The organism is Sphingobacterium tenebrionis (genome assembly GCF_037126265.1).
In the GTDB taxonomy this organism is placed as follows: Bacteria; Bacteroidota; Bacteroidia; order Sphingobacteriales; family Sphingobacteriaceae; genus Sphingobacterium; species Sphingobacterium tenebrionis.
Map to the genome: position 1 here is coordinate 77,994 of NZ_JAYLLN010000003.1, position 22,452 is coordinate 100,445.

A 22,452-nucleotide genomic window follows, 5' to 3' on the forward strand; every position below is an offset into this window, starting at 1 on the left:
ATTCCAATCTCCACATAATAATTTGAAAGTGGGGCTTGGACCACATTGGTCAACGATGAAGATCGATGAGAATTATGGACCATTTAGGAAGCAAAAGATAATCGAAGGCTGACCAAAAAAAGGATGGACATGGAAACAACAGAAGTATTCGGGCCGACATCCTAGTGGGTTGGTCAGGTCGCATGAAATGCCATTCCTCAAGGATTGATGAGGTTCTTCTTTTCAATTGGAAAACCGCATTCAAGGCCATTTCTTGACTGGGTATGCCTGCCAATGGACAGATTTTTAAGGTAGTCCCAAACGATCTACGATGAACTTGTGGCTGTCTGTTAGGGACTGTTTAATTTGGTGAGTTCTGCATCAGCACCCTAGAATGCCCGAATTGTCCTCATGAATGGTAAGCATAGCGATCCGGATAGGGTACCAATTGATAGAGGTGGAGACATACCTGGATCGATCGCCCAACTTGGAACGGATTTCGACCTTTTACCTTCAAAATATCCAGGTCTGCAAAATGGGATAGGTGGTCCGTCGTTTCAATACACGTCTTCGGGAGCGCATTTACCTATTGGGAGGGAATTGGGTTAATTAGTGACGATTGAGGCCTTTTCTATCCAGATTTCCACTCGTTTTCTGTCCATTCCGTTAAGGACCGTTTTTCCCCTTATCAGTATGGGCCTGTCGGAAGCCCTTACCTTTTTCCCTCCGGATAGTGTCACTTCTACCATGGCGGGTATCCCGTCCTGTCCACAGAACATACATTGATCGATAGGGAGAACGGACAGCAGGAACCTATTGTGCCTGAAGCCGGGTTTAATCGGGACGACATATCCTTGTAATGCTACCATTTTGCCATCCATGGCCTCTAGCCTCGGAGGAAAATGAGGTGCATAGACTTTTTTGCCTTTTTCGGTAGTCACCCTGTACATCAGCAGATCGAACGTTTCCCAAGCGCTGTTCATGATAGGTACATGTTCGGTAAGATGCTTGGCTTCGTTTATATTCTGCTGGGCGGAAGCCGTTGGGACCACCGTAATCAAACAGACCAATAAAATACTTCTAAGTGATAATCCTGTCATATCCTGATGATTGGTAGTTTTCAAATATATAAAAAAAATCAATATCGCAACAATGTTGCATTTAATAAAATTTATGATTACTTTTGGACAAAGACATATATGAGTGCTATACCCAAAAGTTTTGAAGAGTGGAGGATCTGCATCGAGCAGAGATGTGGTATCCCGCTGACACTGGAATTTGCAGAGGAACGCCTGTCCATTTATTTGGATGAAAATCTCCCGGAGACACAGCGTTTTGTGAAGCTTTATGGTGGGGGTCACCTTTGCAACATTAGGGAATGGCTTTCCCGGGCCATTTCAGAGAAACGAAAGCCGGAAATCTAATTAAATATTATACCATGAATAAGAAACTACCTGTAACCGTGTTGAGCGGCTTTTTGGGGGCTGGGAAGACCACACTATTGAACCATGTTCTGCATAATAAGGAAAATCTGCGGGTCGCTGTAATCGTCAACGATATGAGTGAGGTCAATATCGATGCGCGGACGGTGGAGCGGGAAGAGGTGTTATCGCGTACGGAGGAAAAACTTGTCGAGATGAGCAACGGCTGTATCTGCTGTACACTCCGTGAAGATCTGATGGTAGAGGTGGAGCGTTTGGCCAAAGAGGACAGATTTGACTACCTGCTGATAGAGAGTACCGGTATCTCCGAACCGATCCCGGTTGCACAGACGTTTAGCTATGTGGACCAGAACAATGGAATTGATCTTTCATCCTTTAGCTATATCGATACGATGGTGACCGTGGTGGACTGCTATAACTTTTTCAATGACTTTGGCAGTGCTGAGACACTGAGCGACAGGTATCTGACGGATGACGATCTGGATAATAGAACCATTGTCAACCTATTGACCGATCAGATCGAGTTTGCCAATGTGATCATCCTCAACAAATCCGATCTGGTGTCTGAAGAAACATTGGGTATCCTTGAAGCCGCGATCCATAGACTAAACCCGGGTGCAAGAACTCTCCGTGCCCAATTTGGCAAAATTGATCCGAATGATATCATAGGTACGGGATCATTCGATTTCGATGTAGCCTCATCATCCGCCGGCTGGATCAAAGAGCTGGAAACTGAACATACTCCCGAAACAGAAGAATATGGGATTTCTTCTTTTGTATTCCATTCGCAGAGACCATTCCATCCCCAACGTTGGCACAACTATCTTAATGTAGGTTACCCGCACAACATGATCCGGGCAAAGGGACTGTTCTGGCTGGCCTCACGTCCAGATGCAGCGATCAGCTTCAGTCAGGCCGGAGGAAGCCTGCGTCTTGAAAATGCGGGTTCGTGGTGGAGCAGTATGCCCGAAGAAATGCGCTATCGGTATCCAGGATATGCCGATGTACGTAATGACCTTTTGAAACGTTGGCACCCGGAGTGGGAGGATCGCAAAAACGAACTGGTGTTCATCGGCCAGAACCTTGATAAAGAAAAGTGCCTATCAGAACTTGAAGCCTGTCTTCTCACAGAAGATGAAGCCGATGACTGGAGATTTTCCTCGTGGAAGGATGAATTCCCAAAGAACCTCTAATCACTTTCGTCGCTATAAAAAGACGGGACTGGATCATTAAAGCTGGGTTTGGAGATGCCATTTGGAAGCTCCCCCTGAAGATTATTCAAAAAAGTATGCTATGAAGGAAAAAACGAATTTTGATGTTATTATTATCGGTGGCAGCTATGCCGGACTGTCTGCCGCGATGTCCTTGGGCCGCTCGCTCCGTGAGGTGCTGATCGTTGACAGTGGTCTTCCCTGTAATCGGTATACACCACATTCACACAATTTCATTACGCACGACGGTGCCGTACCCGGGGATATCGCAGCGAAAGCTAAAAGCCAGGTCCTGGAGTACAGGACAGTGGCCTATCACCAGGATATTGCTCTGAGCGGACAAAAAATCAATACCGGATATCAGATCAATACCCGGTCCGGTAAAACATTTCAGGCAAAAAAACTCATCTTCGCAACGGGTGTAAGGGATATCTTTCCGGCCATTAAAGGTTTTGAAGAGTCTTGGGGGAAATCGTTAATCCACTGTCCGTACTGCCACGGTTACGAGGTTAAGGGGCAGAAGACCGCTATTCTGGCCAATGGAGAAAGGGCCATACATGTAGGTGGTCTTGTTGACAACCTGACCAAGGATCTTACGGTTATAACGAGAGGGAAAGCAGATTTTTCGGAAGAACAATGGAAATCGTTGGAAAGAAACAGGATCCGGGTCATCGAACGGGATGTGGTCGAGGTTATGCACTATAACGGTCAGATAAAAGCAGTACTATTTGATGATGGCACGCATGAAAATTATGATGCGGCCTATGCGGCCATTCCCTTTGAACAGCATTGTGATATTCCGGTATCCCTTGGCTGCGAACTGACCCAGGCGGGACATCTGAAAGTCGATCAGTTCCATCAGACCAACGTTGGCGGAATTTTTGCTGCGGGGGACTGTACCTCAATGTTCCGATCTGTGGCAAATGCCGTTTCTACCGGTAATATAGCAGGTGCAATGGTCAACCACCAGCTTGTTCAGGATAGCTTTTAACCACTGGTACGAATTAACTGTCCATCCCTTCGGTCAAGGGGTATAGGCCCTTATTCCCCCGATTCCAGGAAATAATTGCCAACCCCAACCGGAGCGTTCAGGGGACATGATCGGGTGCTGCAACGGTAGGGTATGGTTGGCTGGAAATCGATGGAACAAGACGCCCGTTGGACCGCGGTCCCGGGGAAACTATGGATTATGACCTGGAGACCTATATTGAACCGATACAAAAAACCTCTACAGAGGGGATTGGGATTACCACCCAGGTAGAGCAAAGGATGAAACTGCTCTATGGGTTTCGGGAAGCTTTCTGGTATTTGTCGACAGTGTCTCCCTAAACGTTAAAACTTTCCTTGTCAAGAAGATATATCCAGCCAGGTTCCTACCCATCTTTGGTCGGTTAATCGGACTATCCATCAACCTCTTTTTTATGTAAAGAACTTTGGATAGTTCCCAACTTGTACAAAAAATCCAATTCCCAGGCTTAAACAAATATAGTTCCTCCTTTTAGGAAACCCAGGTGAAGCTCCTGCATACGTCCAAGAATTTGCTATTTGGGTTTTACATGATGACCACGCAATGGGATAACCTCATATGCTGTGTGCAATCCAAAGCGATTCATCCAGATTCCCGGAATCCTGATCGCCAACACAGTTAGGGAGGTTTTTGGATGCAGGGAGTTCTTACCTTAGGAACGTAGCCTACAAGTCTCCTGACGGAAAGTTAGAATTTCAAGATGTGTAAGGAGTAAGTTAAAGCTTGAACCATCCTTTGAAAGCCGGGGGGACCAAATAAGGTGGCCATCAAATGGACGGCCACCTCCGTTATGCTTAGCTCCTGGTATTACGGAAGCTCATAACTTCCCCTGTCGGATAGGGGTGTTCCTGAGTTCTGCTCCGGTGTCTCTGTTTCCGTGGGCGGGGCTTCAAACCGGAACTTGCATACCTTGCTAGGATCCGGTTTACAGGTGTGGAGACCATCTACTGGTATCCACTGGTTGGTTGAATAGTCGTACCCATAATCCATTGTGGGAGAATTTGAGTACGCACTAGCAGTAATTGCAGCCGCTGCGAGCAAGGTTCCTCCGAGTATCCTTTGGGAACCTCTTGATAGTTTTCTGTTCATGATATGATTGTTTAAAGTTTAACTGTTCTTTTACTTTCCATGGCTAGGGCAGAAATTCCCAATCCGACCAATACCAGATTGAATATCAGGTGTTCAGTCCAGTTCAAGGATTCAATTAGACCAGAGCAGCTGCACTGTGAATGGTGCATCCCAGTCACCATCATGATGGTGATATATATGGTGAAGGTCCCCATCAGCACTACTGAACACCATAACCCGATCCTTTCATATCTGCCAAAAGCGAACAGCAGAATGGAAGAAAGGCATAATTCAAGGATCGGTAGTGCCGGAGCTATCACCGGGGCGATGCCCCTCACAATTGGAACGCTCTTCAACTGGGTCCTGAATTCTTCCAGACCAAGCAGTTTATCCATGCCCGAATAAAGATAGATTAGGCCATAGACGGATCTGGCAATATTGAAGATCAACCGATCACTTACGGAGTATCCTCTTCCAAGATTTCCCTTTACGGGGTGGGGCGATCCGATATCTGCATTGCTGCATAATGGATCATTCTGCCCTGGCACATCCAAACCGCCTTGCAGTTGGTGTCCCGATGACTTTCCGATATCCCCTTGCGGGGATTGGAAGACCGCCGATTTTCTGTTGTGGATCTTTCTTTCCATGAGTATCAACTGTTTTTGACAAATTTACCGACCGATTTGGAACGGGGATGGAAGGTCTGGGCATGCCGAATTATCTGTTTTGCCCATTGAATAGTAGAAACCGCTGCATTTTCTGCACGGTATCCCTTGATATTCCCAGAAGATCGGCCTGCTCCCTTTGTGTGGTAAGTTTCCGAAGTTCCGGAAAAAGGCGGTCGAACAACAGGTACCTTTCCGATGGGGAGGTGGATTCTTTGACGGTCAACATCTTGGCCAACGCCCTGGAGTTGTTGTTTGAGAGAATGTTAACCAGGCATGCCGTATTGGGGTCCTGTTCTAATCCCTGACGTATTTTTTTATTGCCAATGACAAGTATCAAAGATTTCCTAAGGGCGACAATATCCCCCATGATGCATGTGGTACTGTAGGGATGTATGGTAGTGGAGATGGACTGGTACTGTCCAGCGATCAGAACTAGCCTCCTGCGGCCCTTCCAGCTACCTTCCTTTTCCCGGGCCAGAAGTCCGTTCATGACCAGTCCGGTTATTTTAAGGTTCGAACCTTCATGGAAGAGGTATTCTCCCCGTTTCAGGTTCAGGATTTCAAAGGATTCCATGGCCCATTGGAGATGGTAGTCTTCCAAGTGGCAATGTTTTGCCCAGAATTCCATCAGATCTAGGAAGACTTTTGGGGCCTTCAAATTTCGGTTCATTTCAAATTGTGGCTAACTGCTGGGGAAACTGCTGGCTCATGTGCCTGTTCCCCGCCCGGACATACGGTTACAAAAGTGATTTTTTTTGTCCACCTACCATCTATGTTTCCTCCGAACGCACATATTCCATGGATAAAAAGCAGTTTGCATTTGTTAAATCCGTCAACCGGCATTATATATATTTTATATGAAGATTGGGCAGAGATGGTTTGCACATATCGCCTGTAAGGGACAAATTTGGGTAGATCGATTCAAAGCCTTCTTGGCCGGAAGCCGTAAATCCGATGCGAGATCGGATACATTGTTAAACAAAAACCGGACATACTATGGATTTATCAGCATTGGTCTCCCTAATAGAAGTCCTTTCAGAAACTCCAGTTTCAGTCGAGGGAATGAAGGATCTATTTTCAGGGGACTCATCTGAGAGGAAATGCAACATTGTGTTTCCGTTTTAACTGACCCAAAGGTGCGCATTTACCTTTGCGCACCTTACCTGGAAAACCATTTACGGATCCATGGCTTGCCCTGAAGCTTTGATTGACCATATGTTATTAACCAATAAGACCTTCTCTTTTCCGCTGGAGGAGAAAAGCTGGCGGGAATTCGCCTACTTTTCTGCCAATGTGTGCCATATATTCGGGCCAAAAAATTTTAAGGATGCATTTTCATTGTTCGAAAGGGCAATTGTGTTCTCGCAGATTCAATCAACCCACCATTTCCAGAAAAAACAGGAAATCGAACTCGACCCTAAGGGGGCAGGGCAGGATCCTGAACTGTTTGTCACCTTCCATTATGGCAAGTACAGGATGCTCCCTCTGCTCCTGATTACCTCTGGCAGATCGGTGGCGGTGGTAATCTCGGAGGAAGTATATGAAAAGTATTCGCGATTCTATTCTGGATGGATGCAGACTGATAATGGTGGACCGAGGCTTTTTCTTGAAAGGGCCGAGAACCCATTCCTGGGCCTGCGAATTAGAGGGCACCTTGAGCGGGGAGTAGATATTTTTGTATACGCTGACGGGAATTCGGGTTCGAAAGGTTCAATTGTTCCCGATGGACTAAGGGACCAGCAGCTCCTAATGGGATCAATCGGTATAAGGAGCGGATTCATGGAACTGGCACACCTGCTTTCTATAAGGACCCGATTCGTGCTGGAAACCTCAGCCAGCGTGGACGCTGAACCCTATTTGCAGGTCATCGAACGGTTTGACCCAAAAGAATTCAGGGACAGGTCGGATTTCGTCGATACAAGTATACGGAGGATATATGCCCGTTTTTCTGAATATCTGAAGGATTCACCAGTGAACTGGGAATCCCTTTTCTACCTCCATCAATCAAGGCCTATATTGTCCGATAAAAACATCTGGAGTCCTGAACACAGGGTCATGCCCCTCTACTTCCCAAATATACTGGACAGGTTCAGTTATAGGGTTCATCAGGTCGATTCCCAGACCCATATTGGACTTTGTAAATTACTTTTGGACTGAAGCGACGGATTTCGTATTTTAAGGGCAGCAAGATATGCCCACATCCAACAAAGGACCAGAGCCATGAGGAACCAGAGGAATTATTTGATCAAATTGCACGTGATCAGTTGGATGGTCTACGCCCTGCTGTTCTATGCCATCAACAAGTTGGGCAACCAGGACCTTTCCTTCTGGACCGTTCTGGTGTCACTCCCTTTCTTTGCGTTCGTATTCTACGGCGTGAGGACCATTCTAAAGAGGTGGATAGGAACAGGCAAAATCTTGGCAGGGATCTGCCTTCTTGGAGGGTTCCTGGTGATATGCGGGCTTTTGGTCTATCTGATGACCTATGGCTGGCAACAGAAAGGGATCGTATACGGTAAATATGTCGTTCAGGGAAAGGATTTCGATCTCCGGGAGTTTATCCAGACCTGCCTTATCATGTTGGGACATTTCACTTTTCTGGCAATCCTTGATTTCCTGAATTCCAAAAGAATGAACGAAATTGCAGAGAAAATCGAGCAGATGGAGATGAGGTTCAGGGAAGAGACACTCCGTAAGGACTATGAATACCATGGTCAGGCTGAACAGATCCCATCACATTTTCTGCTTAACGTATTCCAGATGTGGGAAAGCCAGTTGGGGACGGCAAATTCGCAGATCGGATCCCAGCTCACCCAGATGTACCAGCTGGTGGAATATTTCATGGGTTCTGGAAGTGTGGACGGGGGACGGGAAATCCTGTTGAGCAAAGAGATAGAAATGGCAAGGAAATACCTGTCGCTCCAGATGCTGATCTCCTCCAGAAAGCCACAGATGGAATGGAAAGTCTCGGGGAACACCAAGGGAGTGGTCATACCACCAACTACCCTTCTTGGTCTGGTGATGAACATATTCAAGCATGGATCGGCTTATGATCCCCTGCACCCGGCAGTTATCGAGGTGGATGTGCAGAGGGATTCCTACAGGATTCTGGCAAGGAACAAATGCAATCCTTCAGGTCATGGCCTGATCAGCCATGGGCTTGGCCTTGTTCATATGAGGAACCGTTTGGATACACTTTTCAAGGACCGCTGCCAGTTGAAGATCGAAAGGGACCAGGATATTTTCCTGGTCGACATCTTAGTAAGGTTAATCTAGGCATTATGATGAGAAAACTGTATACCATCCTGGTCGATGATCAGGAAGTATTTCTGGAAAAAATGAGATCGGAATTCAAAAAGATAGAATTCGTGGAATTAGCAGGTAGCTTCACCAACCCTATGCATGCACTGCGGTTCCTGCGGGTGAACCCGGTTGACCTTATCATTCTGGACGTCGAAATGGAAGGCATTAACGGATTCGAGTTCATGGATGCCTCCCCGAAAAGGGAGGTCCTTACGATTCTGTGCACCGCCCACCAGAGGTTCGAGGAACTGGGGTACGACAAGCGTGTGGTCGATGTCCTTTTCAAGCCTGTTGAACCCTTTCGCCTTAAGGTCGCACTTCAGCGTGCCCTTGATGCCCTTAATTTCACGAACCACCGAATGGACAATCAGTGGAATGAAATCGAGGACAACTATGACTACTTCCACCTGAGTGGCCCCGGAAAGGGCCAACGGGTAAGGGTGTTCCACCGGGACATCGTCTATCTTACCGCGGTGGATGGAATGGTGGAGATCACTACCATAAACAGGCACAGTATCCATATGTCCTATAGATCCATGAAGGATATCATAGGGGGTACATCACAGGGACTTTTCCTACGGTGTTCCAGGAAATATGCTTTCAATGTTAATTTTTTTCATTCCTATCGTGACCATAAGGTCTACCTGAACCATACCGAAGAACCATTGGATCTGGGAAAGATCAGATTATCTTCGGAGTTCAAGACATTTCTTGATACGAATAAAATTTAGAATTAGGGTCAGTAAAACTTTGCCGCCTTCTCAGAAGGATAAATCATAGGTTCGGTCTATTTTATCACTAAGATGGAAAACCCGACTTATAAACAGATTTATTTTTTCAAAAATCTACTTGAACTGATCATCGTATGGAGAGCAGAAAAATTTCCTCCGCCAGATCTACCTGATAGGACCGGACTGTTCAAACAAATGCAGGAATATTGCGGAGAGTTCCAAAAATCGCTCGAGGAAGAGCTGCTGGGACCAGTGGAATCAATGGAACAGAAGAAGAAGCTGATGGACATGTATGTCCAATTGCAGCAGATACTCAGCGGAGGGTGGGTTCTTTTGGAAATGAAGTCCCCCCAAAGTGAAGCGGATTTGGTCTTACAGGCTGTGGTGGGCCATGTTTCTGAAATGATGAACTCCATTCTGGAAAAGCTGGAATGTCCGATCCCCGGATCGTCCAAGTATCCGGACCTTGCGGATGATAGGGAGCATATTGCGGATCTCTTTGAAAAAACAAAACCTTTCTGGACAGGGGACCTCCACATGGGGCTCATGGGGGAAAGGATCAAGGAGTACATAATTGGTACTGATCTGAGGTTCTTTCCAGGTAAGGATGCAGGGCAGTATTTTTTAAAGGTGCTCAGCTCGGTTGGCGGCTGGGACTGGTCGGAGGATCTGGCCCACCCATTTTCGCCAAGTGGAAGATTCCTATTCTACATGAACTATAACTCCAAGGCATTTATGGACGATCTAGTTCGTTGTATCCAGCATAAGGTCTCCGAGCAGCCCACATGGGATGCCAAGTTCGTGGTACTCTTGGATTGCCGAAAAAAAATGCTGCAGATGCACTTCCGAAAAGATGCCGTCCTCAATCCCGCCTATCAGGGGGTCCGGGAATATCTAGAGAGCTGGTTCGAGGCAGAGATCTTCTATTTGGAAAATGCGGGGGTATTGGTGGAAGGGAATAAGCCAAGAACAGTGAGGACAGAGGTAAATCCAGCAAATAAGTTGATGTGCAACCTATCGGCCGACCAACTCTCGATCCTTCTAAGGGCAATGGATGAGATCCGCCTGGTAGAGGCAAGGTCCCTCAGCCAGGTCTATAGGATGATCGTGCCGTATCTCTCTACAAAGAACCGAAAACACCTGTCCGCTGATTCCCTACGGGTAAAGTCCTATCAGGTTGAACGATCGGATAGGGAGCAGGTATTGGAGGTTCTGGATCGGATGGCATCGAAGGTCAGCGCCCTTTGATCTTGGCGCCATCCAAATGGAAGCATAAATTTTATTGGATTGAATAATGGTCCGTAATAAATTCAGGACGGGTCATTAGTTCTAAAAATTATCCTTCTATGGTCGTTGTATCGTCCAAACCTAATTCCTTTCTTTCCATAGATCTGCGATTATCCGTTAAAGGCCTCCGTAAAGGATAACAAAGCACCGCAATTGGAAAAAATAAAGATATAAAATGCCGGTGGTGAAAAGGAAAAGGTGGATCCTATTTATTGCTAGATGTGCCATATCCGCATCGTACCCAATCCTGGCCTAAGTAATCGGAAGAAAAGTGAGGAAAAAATACAGTACCACCCTGGTCCAAAGTGTTTTAGGTACACCATCTGGGACTGGTGTACCTAAAACCATAATAGTTTTTATTATGGCAGATTCCTGTGACTCCTTGCACCTTTTCGATCAATGCCCATGATGGTACAGTACTGTTATCATTCTTCTAATCCAAAAAAATAGGTTTCTATCCTAAGTTCATTCGAATCAGGCTTTCCCAAAGAATGATGAAATTGGAATACAGTTTCAGTCCTGGTGCCTAAACCTACATTCTGTACGAACAGCAGTAGGACATAAAGGATTCTGACCATAACCACTCCGGGGGTAGATAATTAATATGGTGATCCAAAAGGACATTGAAAATGCGCTTGGCATGAATTTATATCCTGTGAGGTTCTGATCCTTAGATATCGTATTATAAAAAATCCTTGCCAAAATAAACTGGCAAGGATACTAAAACAATTATTATTAGGGATTTAATTTAGCAATCAAAAAATGGGCAGTACCAGAAAGTACCACCCTTACAAGTTATACCTAATCATTTACCAGACCTGATATTTTATCAACCAATAGCCTGATGAACATTTAAATCTAATTAATTTTTTTAGCTATTACAAGCTAATGACGAGGAGTTGTGGCATGTCTGGCAAATGTATATCAACACAGCACCGGATGCTATAAACTTTGATTCGTAGACCATTCCAACAATAGAAAAAGGGGTAGCATTTTTAAGTGCTACCCTATTCACATTTACCTAAGTAATCCACCAGAATCAATTTCGATTATTTAATAAATCTGAGAATCATTCAAATATATTGAATATTCCATAAAAAACAATCCCTGTCGGAAAGGGGCCAACAGGGAAAATTAAATTAGATGTGAGAATGCCATTACTGTATAAAGGTAATCGAAACCTCGTGGAAACGGATATTCCTATCCGTTAATTTTTGTATAAGGAATTGTTAATAATCGGGCCATTGTCTTTTCAAAACCTCCATGGCTCTCCACATTTTCTTCATGTAGATTAATCTATAAGTACTTAATGTTCTTTATTATGACATCTATCATAGCTGTCCCAAAAAGAGTAAGCAGGACAAGCGACTGGCTGACTGCCCTGTTCATATTATTTATTAAAGGTATCCCTTGGAGGTATTATCAGGAATAGGAGTTTATGTTGAATTAATATGAAGTAGAGTACGTGTTGATCTCCTCGTTCGGGAACCGATCTTCAGCACAGGTTTCGTTATTCGTTAATATGACCGAAAAGTGGAGGCCGTAGGACATGATGGGTTAAATGTACTTTAATTCCCCATGTCAGAAATCAAATTGGTATTATCGACATATGGTTTCTGATAATGTTTATTTACCGTATTACCTCCTTTCCAACGGCTCTTACCATCTGGTCCTTCCGCTGTATTTTATCCAGTCACTGGGATAAAATTTTTAATAAGCGAAATATGCGTAATTACGCTTATGTTTGGGATGAATATTGCTTTATTTACTCCGAACTGGCAATTCCTGCAACTAACATCAATATTCCTTAAAATAGAATGATGATGTTAAATTATTTGGAGAACGTTATCCTTTATAGGGTATACCAAAATAAGAGTTTATTGGATCTTGAGATGCATCCCAACTTTAAACCTACGTTAGTGAGATTGGTTCGGTCCTCCAAACTGGTCCCTAAAAATGATAACGGTATAATTTCGGAATACCCTATGAATTCGAGATAACCAAATTGGGGATTCGACAATTGTTCTCCTGAATCGATCGATTGGTGGTCATATTTCCGGGCATGGCCATCCTTTAGGATAATTCATCTTTTTTTTCCGGGTAAAGTTACTGGTGGGGCTTGGCAATATATATCTGGTGGCTTCGTTGGTCCGGATCAGATCCCAAGAAGGTGTAGGTGGGGCATAATATCCTCCCGAATATATTTTGATCCCGCTTGATCTTGCGATACCTTACCGACGATCGGCTCGATCCGACTTCAACCACACAGCTAAATACCTTCGTTTACCAGTTCAACCTGCCCAATAACCTTTAGGCAGGCAAACCACTTGCGTTTTTGGGAGTGGAATAAAGTATCTGGACAAGGCATCCCAGCGGAACCGTCACGCCATCTCACCGAGAGGAATTTTTGCCATATTCATCGTGACAATTCTCTTATACAGAATGGGTTATGGCCTGTTGGGGTCCATATGGCAAACTTAGCAGTGTTTCCATGTTCCTATTAATACACCGATCCCTCGCTCCATTTTCCAGAACAACCCCATCATTTAGCAAAATTAAACAACCTTGGTCCATTTGGTTCTTCTGTTTCCATAAGCTGGTCCCTTTTTGTCCGGTATTGACACAAAATATCTTGCATCATGCCTTTGATAGAAGTTCGTTCTCCCAGAGAAGGGTTACTATTTATAAAAGGGGCAGTTTAAAATCCATCCTTTGAGCCGTTATTTTATCCCCCCATTATCGATCGGTCTGCGCCGATGCACTGGGATCCATGTCTGCATGGGTACAATTCTGGGTACAGGTCCATATTGTACTTGACCCATCTATGTTAATGGACTTTCTTTGGTCATATTGTTTTGCATAGTCCGAGAAGGATGTGTGAATGTGGATCCTGCCCCGTGAGGGGAATGGATTTAACTGTAACGATCGAATAGACATTTTTGAACCCTCCGGTGTGCTCCATGGTGCAATGCACAGGAAAATTACATGCTAAGGGATGCAACACCGCAGGGCTTCATTTTAAACCAGATATCTTATGAGAACACCAAAAAAGAACAGGGACTCCATTCCTGGAAAATTCAGTTTCATTCGCACCATGCTTTCACTTGCATATGTGCTGATCGTGCAGGGCAGCATATACGCCCAGGATGGGATTTCCGGAATAAACGAAGCTAACCAAAGGGTTAGGAGCTATTTCGATGCCGGAACGAACCTCATGTACGCAGTGGGAGCCCTGCTGGGGCTCATAGGCGCGGTGAAGGTCTTCCAGAAATGGAACAATGGAGATCCTGACACAGGAAAGGTTGCCGCAGCATGGTTCGGAAGCTGTGTATTTTTGGTTGTGGTGGCGACCGTTATCAAATCCTTCTTCGGTATTTAGCACCTAAGGAATGGAAAAATTCAGGATCAACAAAGGCATCAACACGCCACTGGAATTCAAAGGTCTGAAGGCCCAGTACATCTGGTACCTGGCCATAGCTACTCTGGCACTGCTATTCCTATTTGCTCTGCTGTACTATCTGGGAATTCCATCCTGGATTTCGTTGGGCCTAATAGGATCATCCGGTGGTACTATGATATGGGTAACCTATAGGTTTAGTGATCGGTTCGGTCAGTACGGTCTGCAGAAATGGGCTGCCCGAAGGAGGTGCCCTAAGGTAATAAGGATCCGTTCAAGGGCCATATTCAATAACCCAAGTATTAAGGAACATAAAAACTTTCTGGGATGAAAAGAAAAACCGATATCAGGGAAGGATGGCCGATAATAGGGTACCAGGACGGTTTCCTTTTGGGCAGGAGGGGAGAAGTGAGCAGGGTCTATTCACTTCAGCTCCCTGAGATTTTCTCACTTTCGAGAAAAGAGTATGAGAACTATCACCAGGCATGGACAAAAGCGATCAGGTTGCTGCCGGTTTCAAGTATCGTCCACAAGCAGGATTGGTTCTATACAGGAAAATATTCTCAGGACCTAAATAGGGATTGCGGATCCTACATCTCGCAGTGCAGTGAACGTTACTTCCACGAAAGGCAGTACATGCAGCACGAATGTTACCTAATCCTGAGCATGGTGCCCAAAGGACGTGCAAGAATGATGTCATTCGGGAGGACGCTCCTCCATGGATCACCTGTGCCCAGGGATATCCTGGATCCTCAAGTGGTAATCGGCTTCAAGGATGCCTGTGGACATTTTTGCCAGGCCCTCTCGGACTCTGGCCTGGTCCAGGTAATGCCGGTTGGGAGCGATGGACTGTTCAGTACACCGGACTCCCCTGGACTATTGGAGCGGTACATGTCCCAGGGTCAATCTCCTGGTGAAAGGATTTTGGGTGATATTGATCTTTCCGGAAAGGACATCCGAATCGGAGATAGGGAATTAAGGATCTATAGTCTTGGTGATGTTCAGGATCTCCCCCAGTTCAGCATGCCCTTTACAGATTATGAACCCTATAGCAGTGATAGATCGGCCTTCCCCGTAGGATTCGGAAGTTTACTCGGTCAGCTTATGCCCTGTGACCATCTGGTGAACCAATATATATTCATAGGGGATGTCAGCGCAAGGTTGGATCAGCTGGAGCGTAAAAGGCTCCGGTTACAGTCTCTTGCTGCCTATAGCAGGTCCAACCTGATCGCCAGGGACTCGACAAATGATTTCCTGAACGAGGCCATAGTCCAGCAGCGCATGCCCATCAGGGCTCATTTCAATGTCATGGTCTGCAGTTCCGAGCAGAGTGAACTTCATCGGATGTCCGGTCTGGTTGCCGGATCGCTCAATAGGATGGGCTGTGGTATAAAGGTGGAGAGTGTTGGCGCCCCACAGATCTTCTGGGCCGGGATACCTGGGAATGCTGCTGAAATGCCGTTGTACGACTCTTTCGATACCTTCACCCAACAGGCATGCTGTTTTCTCAACCTGGAATCTTCTGCCATGTCATCCAAAAGTCCTGTAGGCCTCAGGCTAGGGGACAGGCTGTCCGGGAGACCCCTACATGTGGATATAAGCGACGAGCCGATCGAAAGAGGAATAACGACCAACCGGAACAAGTTCATTCTGGGCCCGTCGGGCAGTGGGAAATCGTTCTTCACGAACCATCTAGTGCGGTCCTACCACGGGAGTGGTGCTCATGTGGTCCTTGTTGACGTTGGACATTCCTACCAAGGGCTCTGCCGCTTGCTGGGCGGGTATTACTTTACCTATAGTGAGCGTGATCCCATAAGCTTCAATCCCTTCCACATACCTGATGGTGAACTTCCCGACACCGAGAAGCGTGAGAGCGTAAAAGCACTGATCCTTGCTCTATGGAAAAAAGATGACGAACCCTTCAGAAGATCGGAATATGTCGCTCTTTCCGGGGCCATCACCGGTTACTTTACGCATATGGGCCAGGATGGAGGATTTGCATGTTTCGATGGATTCTATGAATACCTGAAAGGTCCCTACCGTGAACAGATCCGGCTGGAAGGGGTTAAGGATAGGGATTTTGATCTGGAGAACCTCCTTTATGTACTAAGGCCATTTTATAAGGGCGGCGAGTTCGACTTCCTTCTTAACGCCAGGACAAACCTGGACGTGCTGCAACAGCGCTTCATCGTTTTTGAGCTCGACAGTATAAAGGACCACCCCATCCTATTCCCGGTGGTAACATTGATCATCATGGAGGTTTTCATCTCCAAGATGCGCAAGCTTCCTGGGATCAGGAAAATGATCCTGATCGAGGAGGCGTGGAAGGCCCTTATGAAGGATGGGTTTGCTCAATATATCCAATATCTGTTCAAAACGGTCCGAAAGTTCTTCGGAGAGGCGATCGTGGTCACCCAGGAGATCGATGATATCATCTCTTCTCCCATCGTTCGCCAGACAATCATCAACAACAGTGATTGTAAGATCCTTTTGGACCAGAGGAAGTACGAGAACAGGTTCCAAATAATCGAGGAGATGCTGGGACTCAGCGAAAAGGAGCGGGCTATGGTCCTTTCGCTCAACCGAGCCAATGAACCGAATAGGAAGTACAAGGAGGTATTCATTAGCCTTTCGGACACTTTTTCCAGGGTTTACCGTACGGAGGTGTCCCTGGAGGAATACCTGTGCTATACCACAGAGGAGCGAGAAAAGAAAATGTTGGAGAAATTCGTGGAATCCAAGCTTGGGGACTACACCGAAGGCATTAAGGCCATGGCGGAACACCTGAGAGGAAAAACAGGGGGGGAACATGAATAAGATAAAATCCTTAGCAACTGCCCTTTTGGCAATATCCCTAGTCCTTCTCCCTATGGGAAGATCCCATGGACAGCTGGTGCTTGCAGAAGTCCTCCGGCTGGCGATAAAACGTGTAGTCAAGGCTTTTGATCTGAAGGTTCAGAGATTGCAGAACGAAACAATATGGTTGCAGAACGCCCAGAAGGTCCTGGAAAATGCCCTTTCCAAACTCAAGCTCCAGGAGATTTCCGAATGGACCCAGAAGCAGAAGGAGCAGTACCAGGTATACTTCAATGAGTTAAGGACCATACGAGAGGTCATCGCCAGATACAGGAGGATCCAGCAGATCGTAAAGATGCAGTCGGACCTTCTCACCGAGTACCAGGAGGCGTGGAAGCGTTTTTCCTCCGACCCGAATTTCTCGCACAAGGAGCTGATGGAAATGGAGAGGATGTATGAGGGAATGCTCGATAAGGGACTTGATAACCTGGAAGCGGTCCTTCAGGTCATCCGGCCATTCAACCTTGAGATGACCGACCAGCAGCGTATGGAGGGGATCGACCGCGCAGCACGGACCATGGCGGCCATACTGTCCGATCTGAGGGCCTTCGGAAGGCAGAATGTTCTGCTCAGCCTGGAACGCTCAAAGGACGAAGCCCAGAGAAAGGCAGTTCAGACCCTTTACGGAATTGGGAACAACTAATAGTTTAATCACCATGAGAACAATATTTTTTATGTCATTATTTGTGGTCCTGGGCCTCCAGAGGTCCAATGCACAGACCCTAGGGGAGTGGACAAGACAGAATGCCACCCAGAAAAAATACCTTATGGCCCAGATAGTGGCAAACGGTGCATTCGCGGAACTCCTTTCCGGTGGGTACGGTCTTGCCCGCTATGGTCTTGCCATGGTGGGCGATCTCTCGAGGGGGGAATATTCTCTCCATCGGAGATATTTCGACTCGCTCTCCTGGGCATCCCCTGGAGTACGCAGTTCCTGGTATTTAAAGGAGATCCAGGAGATCTATGGATCGATTGCAAGGCTTGCCGGGTTGTCCGAAGGACCGGAAGAGCTGTACGGGATACCAGGTAGTGAAGCCTCTGTTCTACAGGATGACCTATATGAACGCTCTGCTGAACTCCTGGATGCACTCATCGGGATCCTGCGGAGCGATGGCTTCAGGCTATCGGATTACCAAAGGATCCAACGTATCGAAAAGGTCCATGGATTGGTCAGGCTGGCACACAGGCAAATCTTGGAACAACAGCTCCAGAACAGGGCAATAAGGTACCTGCAGCAACGGGATGTCCAGCAGCTAGAATTTTTAGGTAGATCCTACAGGTTTAAATAAATGAAAGGGAAGAGATGAAAAAAAAGTTATTGATCGGTATTGTGCTATTGGTACTGATTTCGGTGCAGGCCCGGGCCCAATCCACCGAAGTACAGCAGCTCCTGTTGAATGTGGAAAAATTGGCCCAGTTCAAAAAGGTGCTCAAGGATATGGAGGAAGGGTATGAGATACTTAAAAACGGTTATAACCATATCCGGGATATCTCCAAAGGGAATTTCGGATTACACAGGTTATTCCTCGATGGCCTATTAAAGGTGAATCCGGCGGTCCGGAACTACCACAAGGTGGCTTCCATCTTATTTATGCAGAAACGGATACTCGAGCTCTCCATTGGCCATACCGGGGACCTGGTACGGCAGGGAGGCTTTGATCCAAAAGAACTGGAGCATCTGGAAAATCTGTATTCCAAGGTACTCCAGGGCTGCCTAGAAGAACTGGGCGAACTCACTATGGTACTGTCCGCTGGTCGGGCAAAAATGGATGATGGAGAACGGCTACGCACCATTGATTCGGTCCATGAGAGGATGGAGCGGCACCTTCGGCTAATAAGGTCATTGACCGCGTCTAATAGTATCCTCGAATACCATCGTCAAAGGGAGTGGGATCATACGGGTTCCATGAAGAGTTTGCAGGGAATAACAAACCGTTAAATATTTTACAGAAATGAAACGAAGACATTTTATGGTGATCTTTTTTGGTTGCCTGGCCCTTTGCCCCCAGATGGTCCTGGCCCAGGATCTCGGGCAGGATCTCCTCAGCCTTCGAGAGGTCCTCGAGCAGCTTTATTTAGAAATGGTACCCCTCAGCCAGAGGCTGATGGGTGTTGGCCAGGGGCTGGCAGGATTCGCTGCCCTACTGCATATTTCCATAAGGGTATGGAGGCACCTGTCAAGGGCAGAGGGCGTAGATGTCTACCCCTTATTGAGACCGTTTGCGATAGGACTGTGCATTGCCTTCTTCCCTGCATTCATGGGGCTTGTAAACGGAATCCTTTCACCGACTGTTGCTGCTACCAATGCCATGGTGGAAGATTCGCAAACAGCCATTGAGGTGCTCCTTGAAAAGAAAAGGGAAGCTGTAAAGCAGACCATCCCGTGGCAGATCTATGTGGGTGAGGGTGGTGAGGGGGATAGGGACTTATGGTACAGATATACATACAAAGATGAAGACCCCACAGAAGAAGGGCTACTACAGGGCATCGGCAACGACATCAAGTTTGCCATGGCAAAGGCAGCATACGGTTTTCGAAATGGGGTAAAGGAATGGATGAGCGAAATCCTTGAGCTCCTATTCCAGGCTGCAGCTTTATGCATAGATACCCTCAGGACTTTCCAGTTGGTGGTACTTACCATATTGGGACCACTGGTCTTCGGACTGTCGGTTTTCGAGGGTTTCCACCACACGCTCACCGTCTGGCTTGCCAGGTACATCAATATCTTTCTCTGGTTGCCGGTGGCCAATATATTTGGGAGCATCATCGGCAGGATCCAGCAGAAAATGCTACTGATCGATCTGGCCCAGATCCAGGTAATGGGCGATACAATGTTCGACAGGACCCATCTGGCCTACCAGATCTTTCTGATTATCGGGATCGTAGGGTATTTCACCGTACCATCAGTGGCGAATTATATTGTCCATTCAAGTGATGGCAGCGTATTTGGTGTTCGGGTTACCCAAATGTTCTCCTCAACGGCAGATAGGGCAGTAGTTGTTTCATCCTCAGGATTATCGATGGCAAGGGATTCGTTCGGTGATGCGGCCTCGTCGATGGGACAGGGGATGGCTCAACAGGCTTCCAATTCTCCCTATTTCAACGATCAACAGGGTTTCCGGACAGGTAAGGGCAGGAATTCCGAATAATATCCATAAACCAGATTCATCATGTTCAGAAAATTCAACAACCTTGATACCGCCTTTCGGCAGGTTCGTAACTTTTGCCTCTTGATCGTGGCCATTTTTGCTGGCATCTGCCTTTATTCGGTGCACAGGAACGGCCAGATCTCAAAGGATTCCAATCAAAGGATTTATCTGTTGGCACCGGGCGCCGTACTCCAGGCTGTTGCCTCAACTCGGGGTGAGAACCTCCAGGTGGAGGCACAGCAGCATGTGGAAAGCTTCCACCGTTATTTCTTCACCCTTGACCCTGACGAAAAGGTGATCCGTGAGCAGCTCTCCCGTGCGCTCTACCTGGCTGATGCCAGCGCCAGGAGGAGCTATGAGACGCTGCTCGAGAAAGGGTATTATCGGGATATCATTGCAGCGAACATCAGTCAGCGGATCAGCGTAGATAGTATAGTCATGGAGATGGGTTCCCATCCCTATAGGTTCACGTTCCATGGTTCCCAACAGATCATCCGATCCAGCGTGGAGACCACACGGCGTCTGGTAACCATGGGCCAGCTGCGGGAGGTAACAAGGAGTGCCAATAATCCCCATGGATTTCTAATCGAGGGCTGGAGGACGACCGACAATTCAGAGCTGAGGACCATCGAAAGGAGATGAAGAAGGAAATGGACACAAAAGCATCAGGAAATTTCCATAGGTTGATCAGGAACAGCATAACCTCTCGGATCAGGGGATTACGTAAAGGTATCTATTTTTTTTCACTGCCATTGGTGCTCCTTCTTGCCCTATGTTTCGGTGAGCGTTTCAAATGTCCCACCAACAGCGGGGAAATGTCCCCTACCAGAAGGTTTGGCAGGGTGGTTCAGGTCTCGGAGCAGCCCTCTGATGAAGTACAAAATACTATTTACCTAAAGCGATTGAAATCCCATAGGGATTTCCTGGAGCGGATCATGGACTGCAAGGCCCTTGGATGCGAGGAACTCCGTAGCTCCTTGGCCCGGGAACATGCAGGACTCCTGGATTCCCTGTATACAGCTATCGAATTACTAAAACACAAAAAAATCTCTAAAAATGAAAATCATAGATCAACTCAAAAGTAGATTGAAGGGAAGTCCCAAGGGCACTTTCCTTGCCATCAGCCTTGCCATTGTGGTCATTGGAATGTTCATCCTGAACACCTTTGGCGACCAGTCTGGAAGAACGGTTCAAAAAGATGGACTAATAGGCGAGGTGCCTAGTCCTAATCCTGATGGGGATCTGGTTGTCAGTAAATTGGAGCACTACGAGAGGTTGTCCAGGGAACTGCTAAATGAGAACCTCAGCAATGGTGTGCAAACCGATACACCTTCATGGGGCGATTCGCTGGAGGAGCAATGGGCTCTTCATGAGCCAGGATCCTATGGCCGAGACCGGCCCATCACATCTGCCCAAGAACAGATCTACGATCGTCTTGAACAGATCGGCCGTCTAATCAAAGATCCTGAACCAATGGTCCCTCAGGATGATTATGCAAAATTGACTTACATGGCAGGTTCGTCAATGCCTACCAGCCCACAGGACGCTTCCATCAAGCAGCTTGAAGGAATAATGGCAGATTTCACACGATCAGATGGGCAGGATGAGGAACTGCAGCAACTGGGAGTGCTTCTGGATAAGATCCAGATGATCCAGGACCCAAGTAGGATACCGATGGACGATGGAATGGAAGGGATTGCGAGAAGGCCAGCGGTACATTCGGTTTTTAGACCTGATCCTGGAATATCGGACCTAACCCTGGATACGCCTGATCGAATGGGGGAGAAGGGTGCGTTCCAAAATATTGAACTGGAGGGAATCGAAACCACCGGCGATAATTCATTCCGGGCCATGGTGGAGATGGACCAACTGGTACAGCACGGCTCCATCCTCAGGTTACGTCTTTTGGATGACTTGACAACGGCTGGGCTGAGGTTCGAAAAACAAAGTCTCCTGTTCGGAGAATGTTCGATCTCCCAGGGCCGGCTCCGGGTCAGGATAAGCTCCCTGTATAAGGGAGGGAAGATCCTTCCCGTAAATCTTGAGGCCCATGATCTTGATGGAATGTTGGGGCTTTACGTTCCGGGCACACTACTTTCAGAACCTGGTGCGAATACACTGCAGCAACAGGTCAACAACATAGCTATATCGGACCTGGAAAACCCCGGCGTGGGAAGATGGTATTCCAAGGTTGCCGGCATCGGTGTGGACGCTGCACGAAAGGTCTTATCCAAAAGACCGGGTAACAGAAAGATCAGGATCAGGGCAGGGCATCAACTACTGCTCGTCGACTCGGAATCCGAAAATATTAAATAATAGGAAATGAAAACAAAG

The 22,452-nt window shown here is 46.9% G+C and carries 21 protein-coding genes; 18 read left to right on the top strand and 3 right to left on the bottom strand.

All coding sequences use genetic code 11. The features are described 5' to 3' along the window. Nucleotides 1-390: 390 nt before the first annotated feature. Nucleotides 391-588, top strand: a complete 198-nt coding sequence (locus VJ786_RS02365) for a hypothetical protein (protein ID WP_336557183.1) — start codon at nt 391-393, stop codon at nt 586-588. On the opposite strand, the gene VJ786_RS02370 is transcribed toward VJ786_RS02365, so the two are convergent. After that, nucleotides 585-1,121 (bottom strand): hypothetical protein, encoded by a 537-nt coding sequence (locus VJ786_RS02370; RefSeq protein ID WP_336557184.1) that lies wholly within the window; start codon nt 1,119-1,121, stop codon nt 585-587. The two genes, VJ786_RS02365 and VJ786_RS02370, sit on opposite strands and share 4 nt — an antisense overlap. Before the next feature lie 296 nt (nt 1,122-1,417). On the opposite strand from VJ786_RS02370, the gene VJ786_RS02375 reads away from it, so the two are divergent. From VJ786_RS02375 to VJ786_RS02385, 3 genes are all read left to right on the top strand, one after another. Further along, a complete protein-coding gene (locus VJ786_RS02375) occupies nt 1,418-2,614 on the top strand; it encodes a GTP-binding protein (protein ID WP_336557185.1) in 1,197 nt (398 codons plus the stop codon). Nucleotides 2,615-2,714: 100 nt separating this feature from the next. Beyond that, nucleotides 2,715-3,623: an NAD(P)/FAD-dependent oxidoreductase gene (locus VJ786_RS02380; RefSeq protein ID WP_336557186.1), complete on the top strand. Its 909-nt coding sequence runs from the start codon at nt 2,715-2,717 to the stop codon at nt 3,621-3,623. A gap of 191 nt (nt 3,624-3,814) precedes the next feature. Next, nucleotides 3,815-3,961 (top strand): hypothetical protein, encoded by a 147-nt coding sequence (locus VJ786_RS02385; protein ID WP_336557187.1) that lies wholly within the window; start codon nt 3,815-3,817, stop codon nt 3,959-3,961. Nucleotides 3,962-4,759: 798 nt separating this feature from the next. Here VJ786_RS02385 and VJ786_RS02390 read toward each other — a convergent pair. Both VJ786_RS02390 and VJ786_RS02395 read right to left on the bottom strand, forming a co-directional pair. Continuing rightward, nucleotides 4,760-5,374: a MauE/DoxX family redox-associated membrane protein gene (locus VJ786_RS02390; protein WP_336557188.1), complete on the bottom strand. Its 615-nt coding sequence runs from the start codon at nt 5,372-5,374 to the stop codon at nt 4,760-4,762. A 70-nt stretch (nt 5,375-5,444) separates the two neighbouring features. After that, complete coding sequence (locus VJ786_RS02395; protein WP_099365360.1) at nt 5,445-6,065, bottom strand: Crp/Fnr family transcriptional regulator; 621 nt, start codon at nt 6,063-6,065, stop codon at nt 5,445-5,447. A gap of 545 nt (nt 6,066-6,610) precedes the next feature. On the opposite strand from VJ786_RS02395, the gene VJ786_RS02400 reads away from it, so the two are divergent. The 14 genes from VJ786_RS02400 (at nt 6,611) to traM (ending at nt 22,434) form a co-directional block, all read left to right on the top strand. Continuing rightward, nucleotides 6,611-7,552 carry a hypothetical protein gene (locus VJ786_RS02400; protein WP_336557189.1) on the top strand — a complete coding sequence of 314 codons (942 nt, stop codon included), beginning with the start codon at nt 6,611-6,613 and terminating at the stop codon, nt 7,550-7,552. A 63-nt stretch (nt 7,553-7,615) separates the two neighbouring features. Further along, a complete protein-coding gene (locus tag VJ786_RS02405; protein ID WP_134778138.1) occupies nt 7,616-8,671 on the top strand; it encodes a histidine kinase in 1,056 nt (351 codons plus the stop codon). A gap of 5 nt (nt 8,672-8,676) precedes the next feature. Beyond that, nucleotides 8,677-9,429 (top strand): LytR/AlgR family response regulator transcription factor, encoded by a 753-nt coding sequence (locus VJ786_RS02410; protein WP_167554341.1) that lies wholly within the window; start codon nt 8,677-8,679, stop codon nt 9,427-9,429. Nucleotides 9,430-9,501: 72 nt separating this feature from the next. Next, a complete protein-coding gene (locus tag VJ786_RS02415) occupies nt 9,502-10,677 on the top strand; it encodes a hypothetical protein (protein WP_336557190.1) in 1,176 nt (391 codons plus the stop codon). 3,133 nt (nt 10,678-13,810) lie between these two features. Further along, nucleotides 13,811-14,095, top strand: a complete 285-nt coding sequence (locus VJ786_RS02420) for a DUF4134 domain-containing protein (protein WP_099365416.1) — start codon at nt 13,811-13,813, stop codon at nt 14,093-14,095. A 10-nt stretch (nt 14,096-14,105) separates the two neighbouring features. Next, nucleotides 14,106-14,444, top strand: a complete 339-nt coding sequence (locus VJ786_RS02425) for a DUF4133 domain-containing protein (protein ID WP_336557191.1) — start codon at nt 14,106-14,108, stop codon at nt 14,442-14,444. Continuing rightward, entirely contained in the window at nt 14,441-16,930 is a 2,490-nt protein-coding gene (locus VJ786_RS02430; RefSeq protein ID WP_336557192.1) for a TraG family conjugative transposon ATPase, read from the top strand. Before VJ786_RS02425 ends, VJ786_RS02430 begins: the two co-directional genes overlap by 4 nt. Then, complete coding sequence (locus VJ786_RS02435; RefSeq protein WP_144038082.1) at nt 16,923-17,612, top strand: conjugal transfer protein TraI; 690 nt, start codon at nt 16,923-16,925, stop codon at nt 17,610-17,612. Before VJ786_RS02430 ends, VJ786_RS02435 begins: the two co-directional genes overlap by 8 nt. A gap of 13 nt (nt 17,613-17,625) precedes the next feature. Next, nucleotides 17,626-18,258 (top strand): hypothetical protein, encoded by a 633-nt coding sequence (locus VJ786_RS02440; RefSeq protein WP_336557193.1) that lies wholly within the window; start codon nt 17,626-17,628, stop codon nt 18,256-18,258. 14 nt (nt 18,259-18,272) lie between these two features. After that, a complete protein-coding gene (locus VJ786_RS02445) occupies nt 18,273-18,908 on the top strand; it encodes a TerB family tellurite resistance protein (RefSeq protein ID WP_336557194.1) in 636 nt (211 codons plus the stop codon). A gap of 13 nt (nt 18,909-18,921) precedes the next feature. Then, a complete protein-coding gene (gene traJ / locus VJ786_RS02450) occupies nt 18,922-20,118 on the top strand; it encodes a conjugative transposon protein TraJ (protein WP_336557195.1) in 1,197 nt (398 codons plus the stop codon). Nucleotides 20,119-20,139: 21 nt separating this feature from the next. Further along, a complete protein-coding gene (gene traK, locus VJ786_RS02455; RefSeq protein WP_336557196.1) occupies nt 20,140-20,760 on the top strand; it encodes a conjugative transposon protein TraK in 621 nt (206 codons plus the stop codon). Then, the gene (locus VJ786_RS02460) at nt 20,757-21,203 is read left to right on the top strand and encodes a hypothetical protein (protein ID WP_336557198.1); all 447 of its coding nucleotides are present in this window, start codon (nt 20,757-20,759) and stop codon (nt 21,201-21,203) included. Before traK ends, VJ786_RS02460 begins: the two co-directional genes overlap by 4 nt. Then, nucleotides 21,175-22,434, top strand: a complete 1,260-nt coding sequence (gene traM, locus VJ786_RS02465; RefSeq protein ID WP_336557199.1) for a conjugative transposon protein TraM — start codon at nt 21,175-21,177, stop codon at nt 22,432-22,434. The genes VJ786_RS02460 and traM overlap by 29 nt, the downstream gene beginning before the upstream one ends. The last annotated feature ends 18 nt before the right edge of the window (nt 22,435-22,452 follow it).

Coding starts and splice junctions, on each gene's coding strand:
- VJ786_RS02365 (WP_336557183.1), top strand. CDS start 391: ATGAATGGTAAGCATAGCGATCCGGATAGGGTACCAATTGATAGAGGT.
- VJ786_RS02375 (WP_336557185.1), top strand. CDS start 1,418: ATGAATAAGAAACTACCTGTAACCGTGTTGAGCGGCTTTTTGGGGGCT.
- VJ786_RS02380 (WP_336557186.1), top strand. CDS start 2,715: ATGAAGGAAAAAACGAATTTTGATGTTATTATTATCGGTGGCAGCTAT.
- VJ786_RS02385 (WP_336557187.1), top strand. CDS start 3,815: ATGGATTATGACCTGGAGACCTATATTGAACCGATACAAAAAACCTCT.
- VJ786_RS02390 (WP_336557188.1), bottom strand. CDS start 5,374: ATGGAAAGAAAGATCCACAACAGAAAATCGGCGGTCTTCCAATCCCCG.
- VJ786_RS02395 (WP_099365360.1), bottom strand. CDS start 6,065: ATGAACCGAAATTTGAAGGCCCCAAAAGTCTTCCTAGATCTGATGGAA.
- VJ786_RS02400 (WP_336557189.1), top strand. CDS start 6,611: ATGTTATTAACCAATAAGACCTTCTCTTTTCCGCTGGAGGAGAAAAGC.
- VJ786_RS02405 (WP_134778138.1), top strand. CDS start 7,616: ATGAGGAACCAGAGGAATTATTTGATCAAATTGCACGTGATCAGTTGG.
- VJ786_RS02410 (WP_167554341.1), top strand. CDS start 8,677: ATGATGAGAAAACTGTATACCATCCTGGTCGATGATCAGGAAGTATTT.
- VJ786_RS02415 (WP_336557190.1), top strand. CDS start 9,502: ATGGAAAACCCGACTTATAAACAGATTTATTTTTTCAAAAATCTACTT.
- VJ786_RS02420 (WP_099365416.1), top strand. CDS start 13,811: ATGCTTTCACTTGCATATGTGCTGATCGTGCAGGGCAGCATATACGCC.
- VJ786_RS02425 (WP_336557191.1), top strand. CDS start 14,106: ATGGAAAAATTCAGGATCAACAAAGGCATCAACACGCCACTGGAATTC.
- VJ786_RS02430 (WP_336557192.1), top strand. CDS start 14,441: ATGAAAAGAAAAACCGATATCAGGGAAGGATGGCCGATAATAGGGTAC.
- VJ786_RS02435 (WP_144038082.1), top strand. CDS start 16,923: ATGAATAAGATAAAATCCTTAGCAACTGCCCTTTTGGCAATATCCCTA.
- VJ786_RS02440 (WP_336557193.1), top strand. CDS start 17,626: ATGAGAACAATATTTTTTATGTCATTATTTGTGGTCCTGGGCCTCCAG.
- VJ786_RS02445 (WP_336557194.1), top strand. CDS start 18,273: ATGAAAAAAAAGTTATTGATCGGTATTGTGCTATTGGTACTGATTTCG.
- traJ (WP_336557195.1), top strand. CDS start 18,922: ATGAAACGAAGACATTTTATGGTGATCTTTTTTGGTTGCCTGGCCCTT.
- traK (WP_336557196.1), top strand. CDS start 20,140: ATGTTCAGAAAATTCAACAACCTTGATACCGCCTTTCGGCAGGTTCGT.
- VJ786_RS02460 (WP_336557198.1), top strand. CDS start 20,757: ATGAAGAAGGAAATGGACACAAAAGCATCAGGAAATTTCCATAGGTTG.
- traM (WP_336557199.1), top strand. CDS start 21,175: ATGAAAATCATAGATCAACTCAAAAGTAGATTGAAGGGAAGTCCCAAG.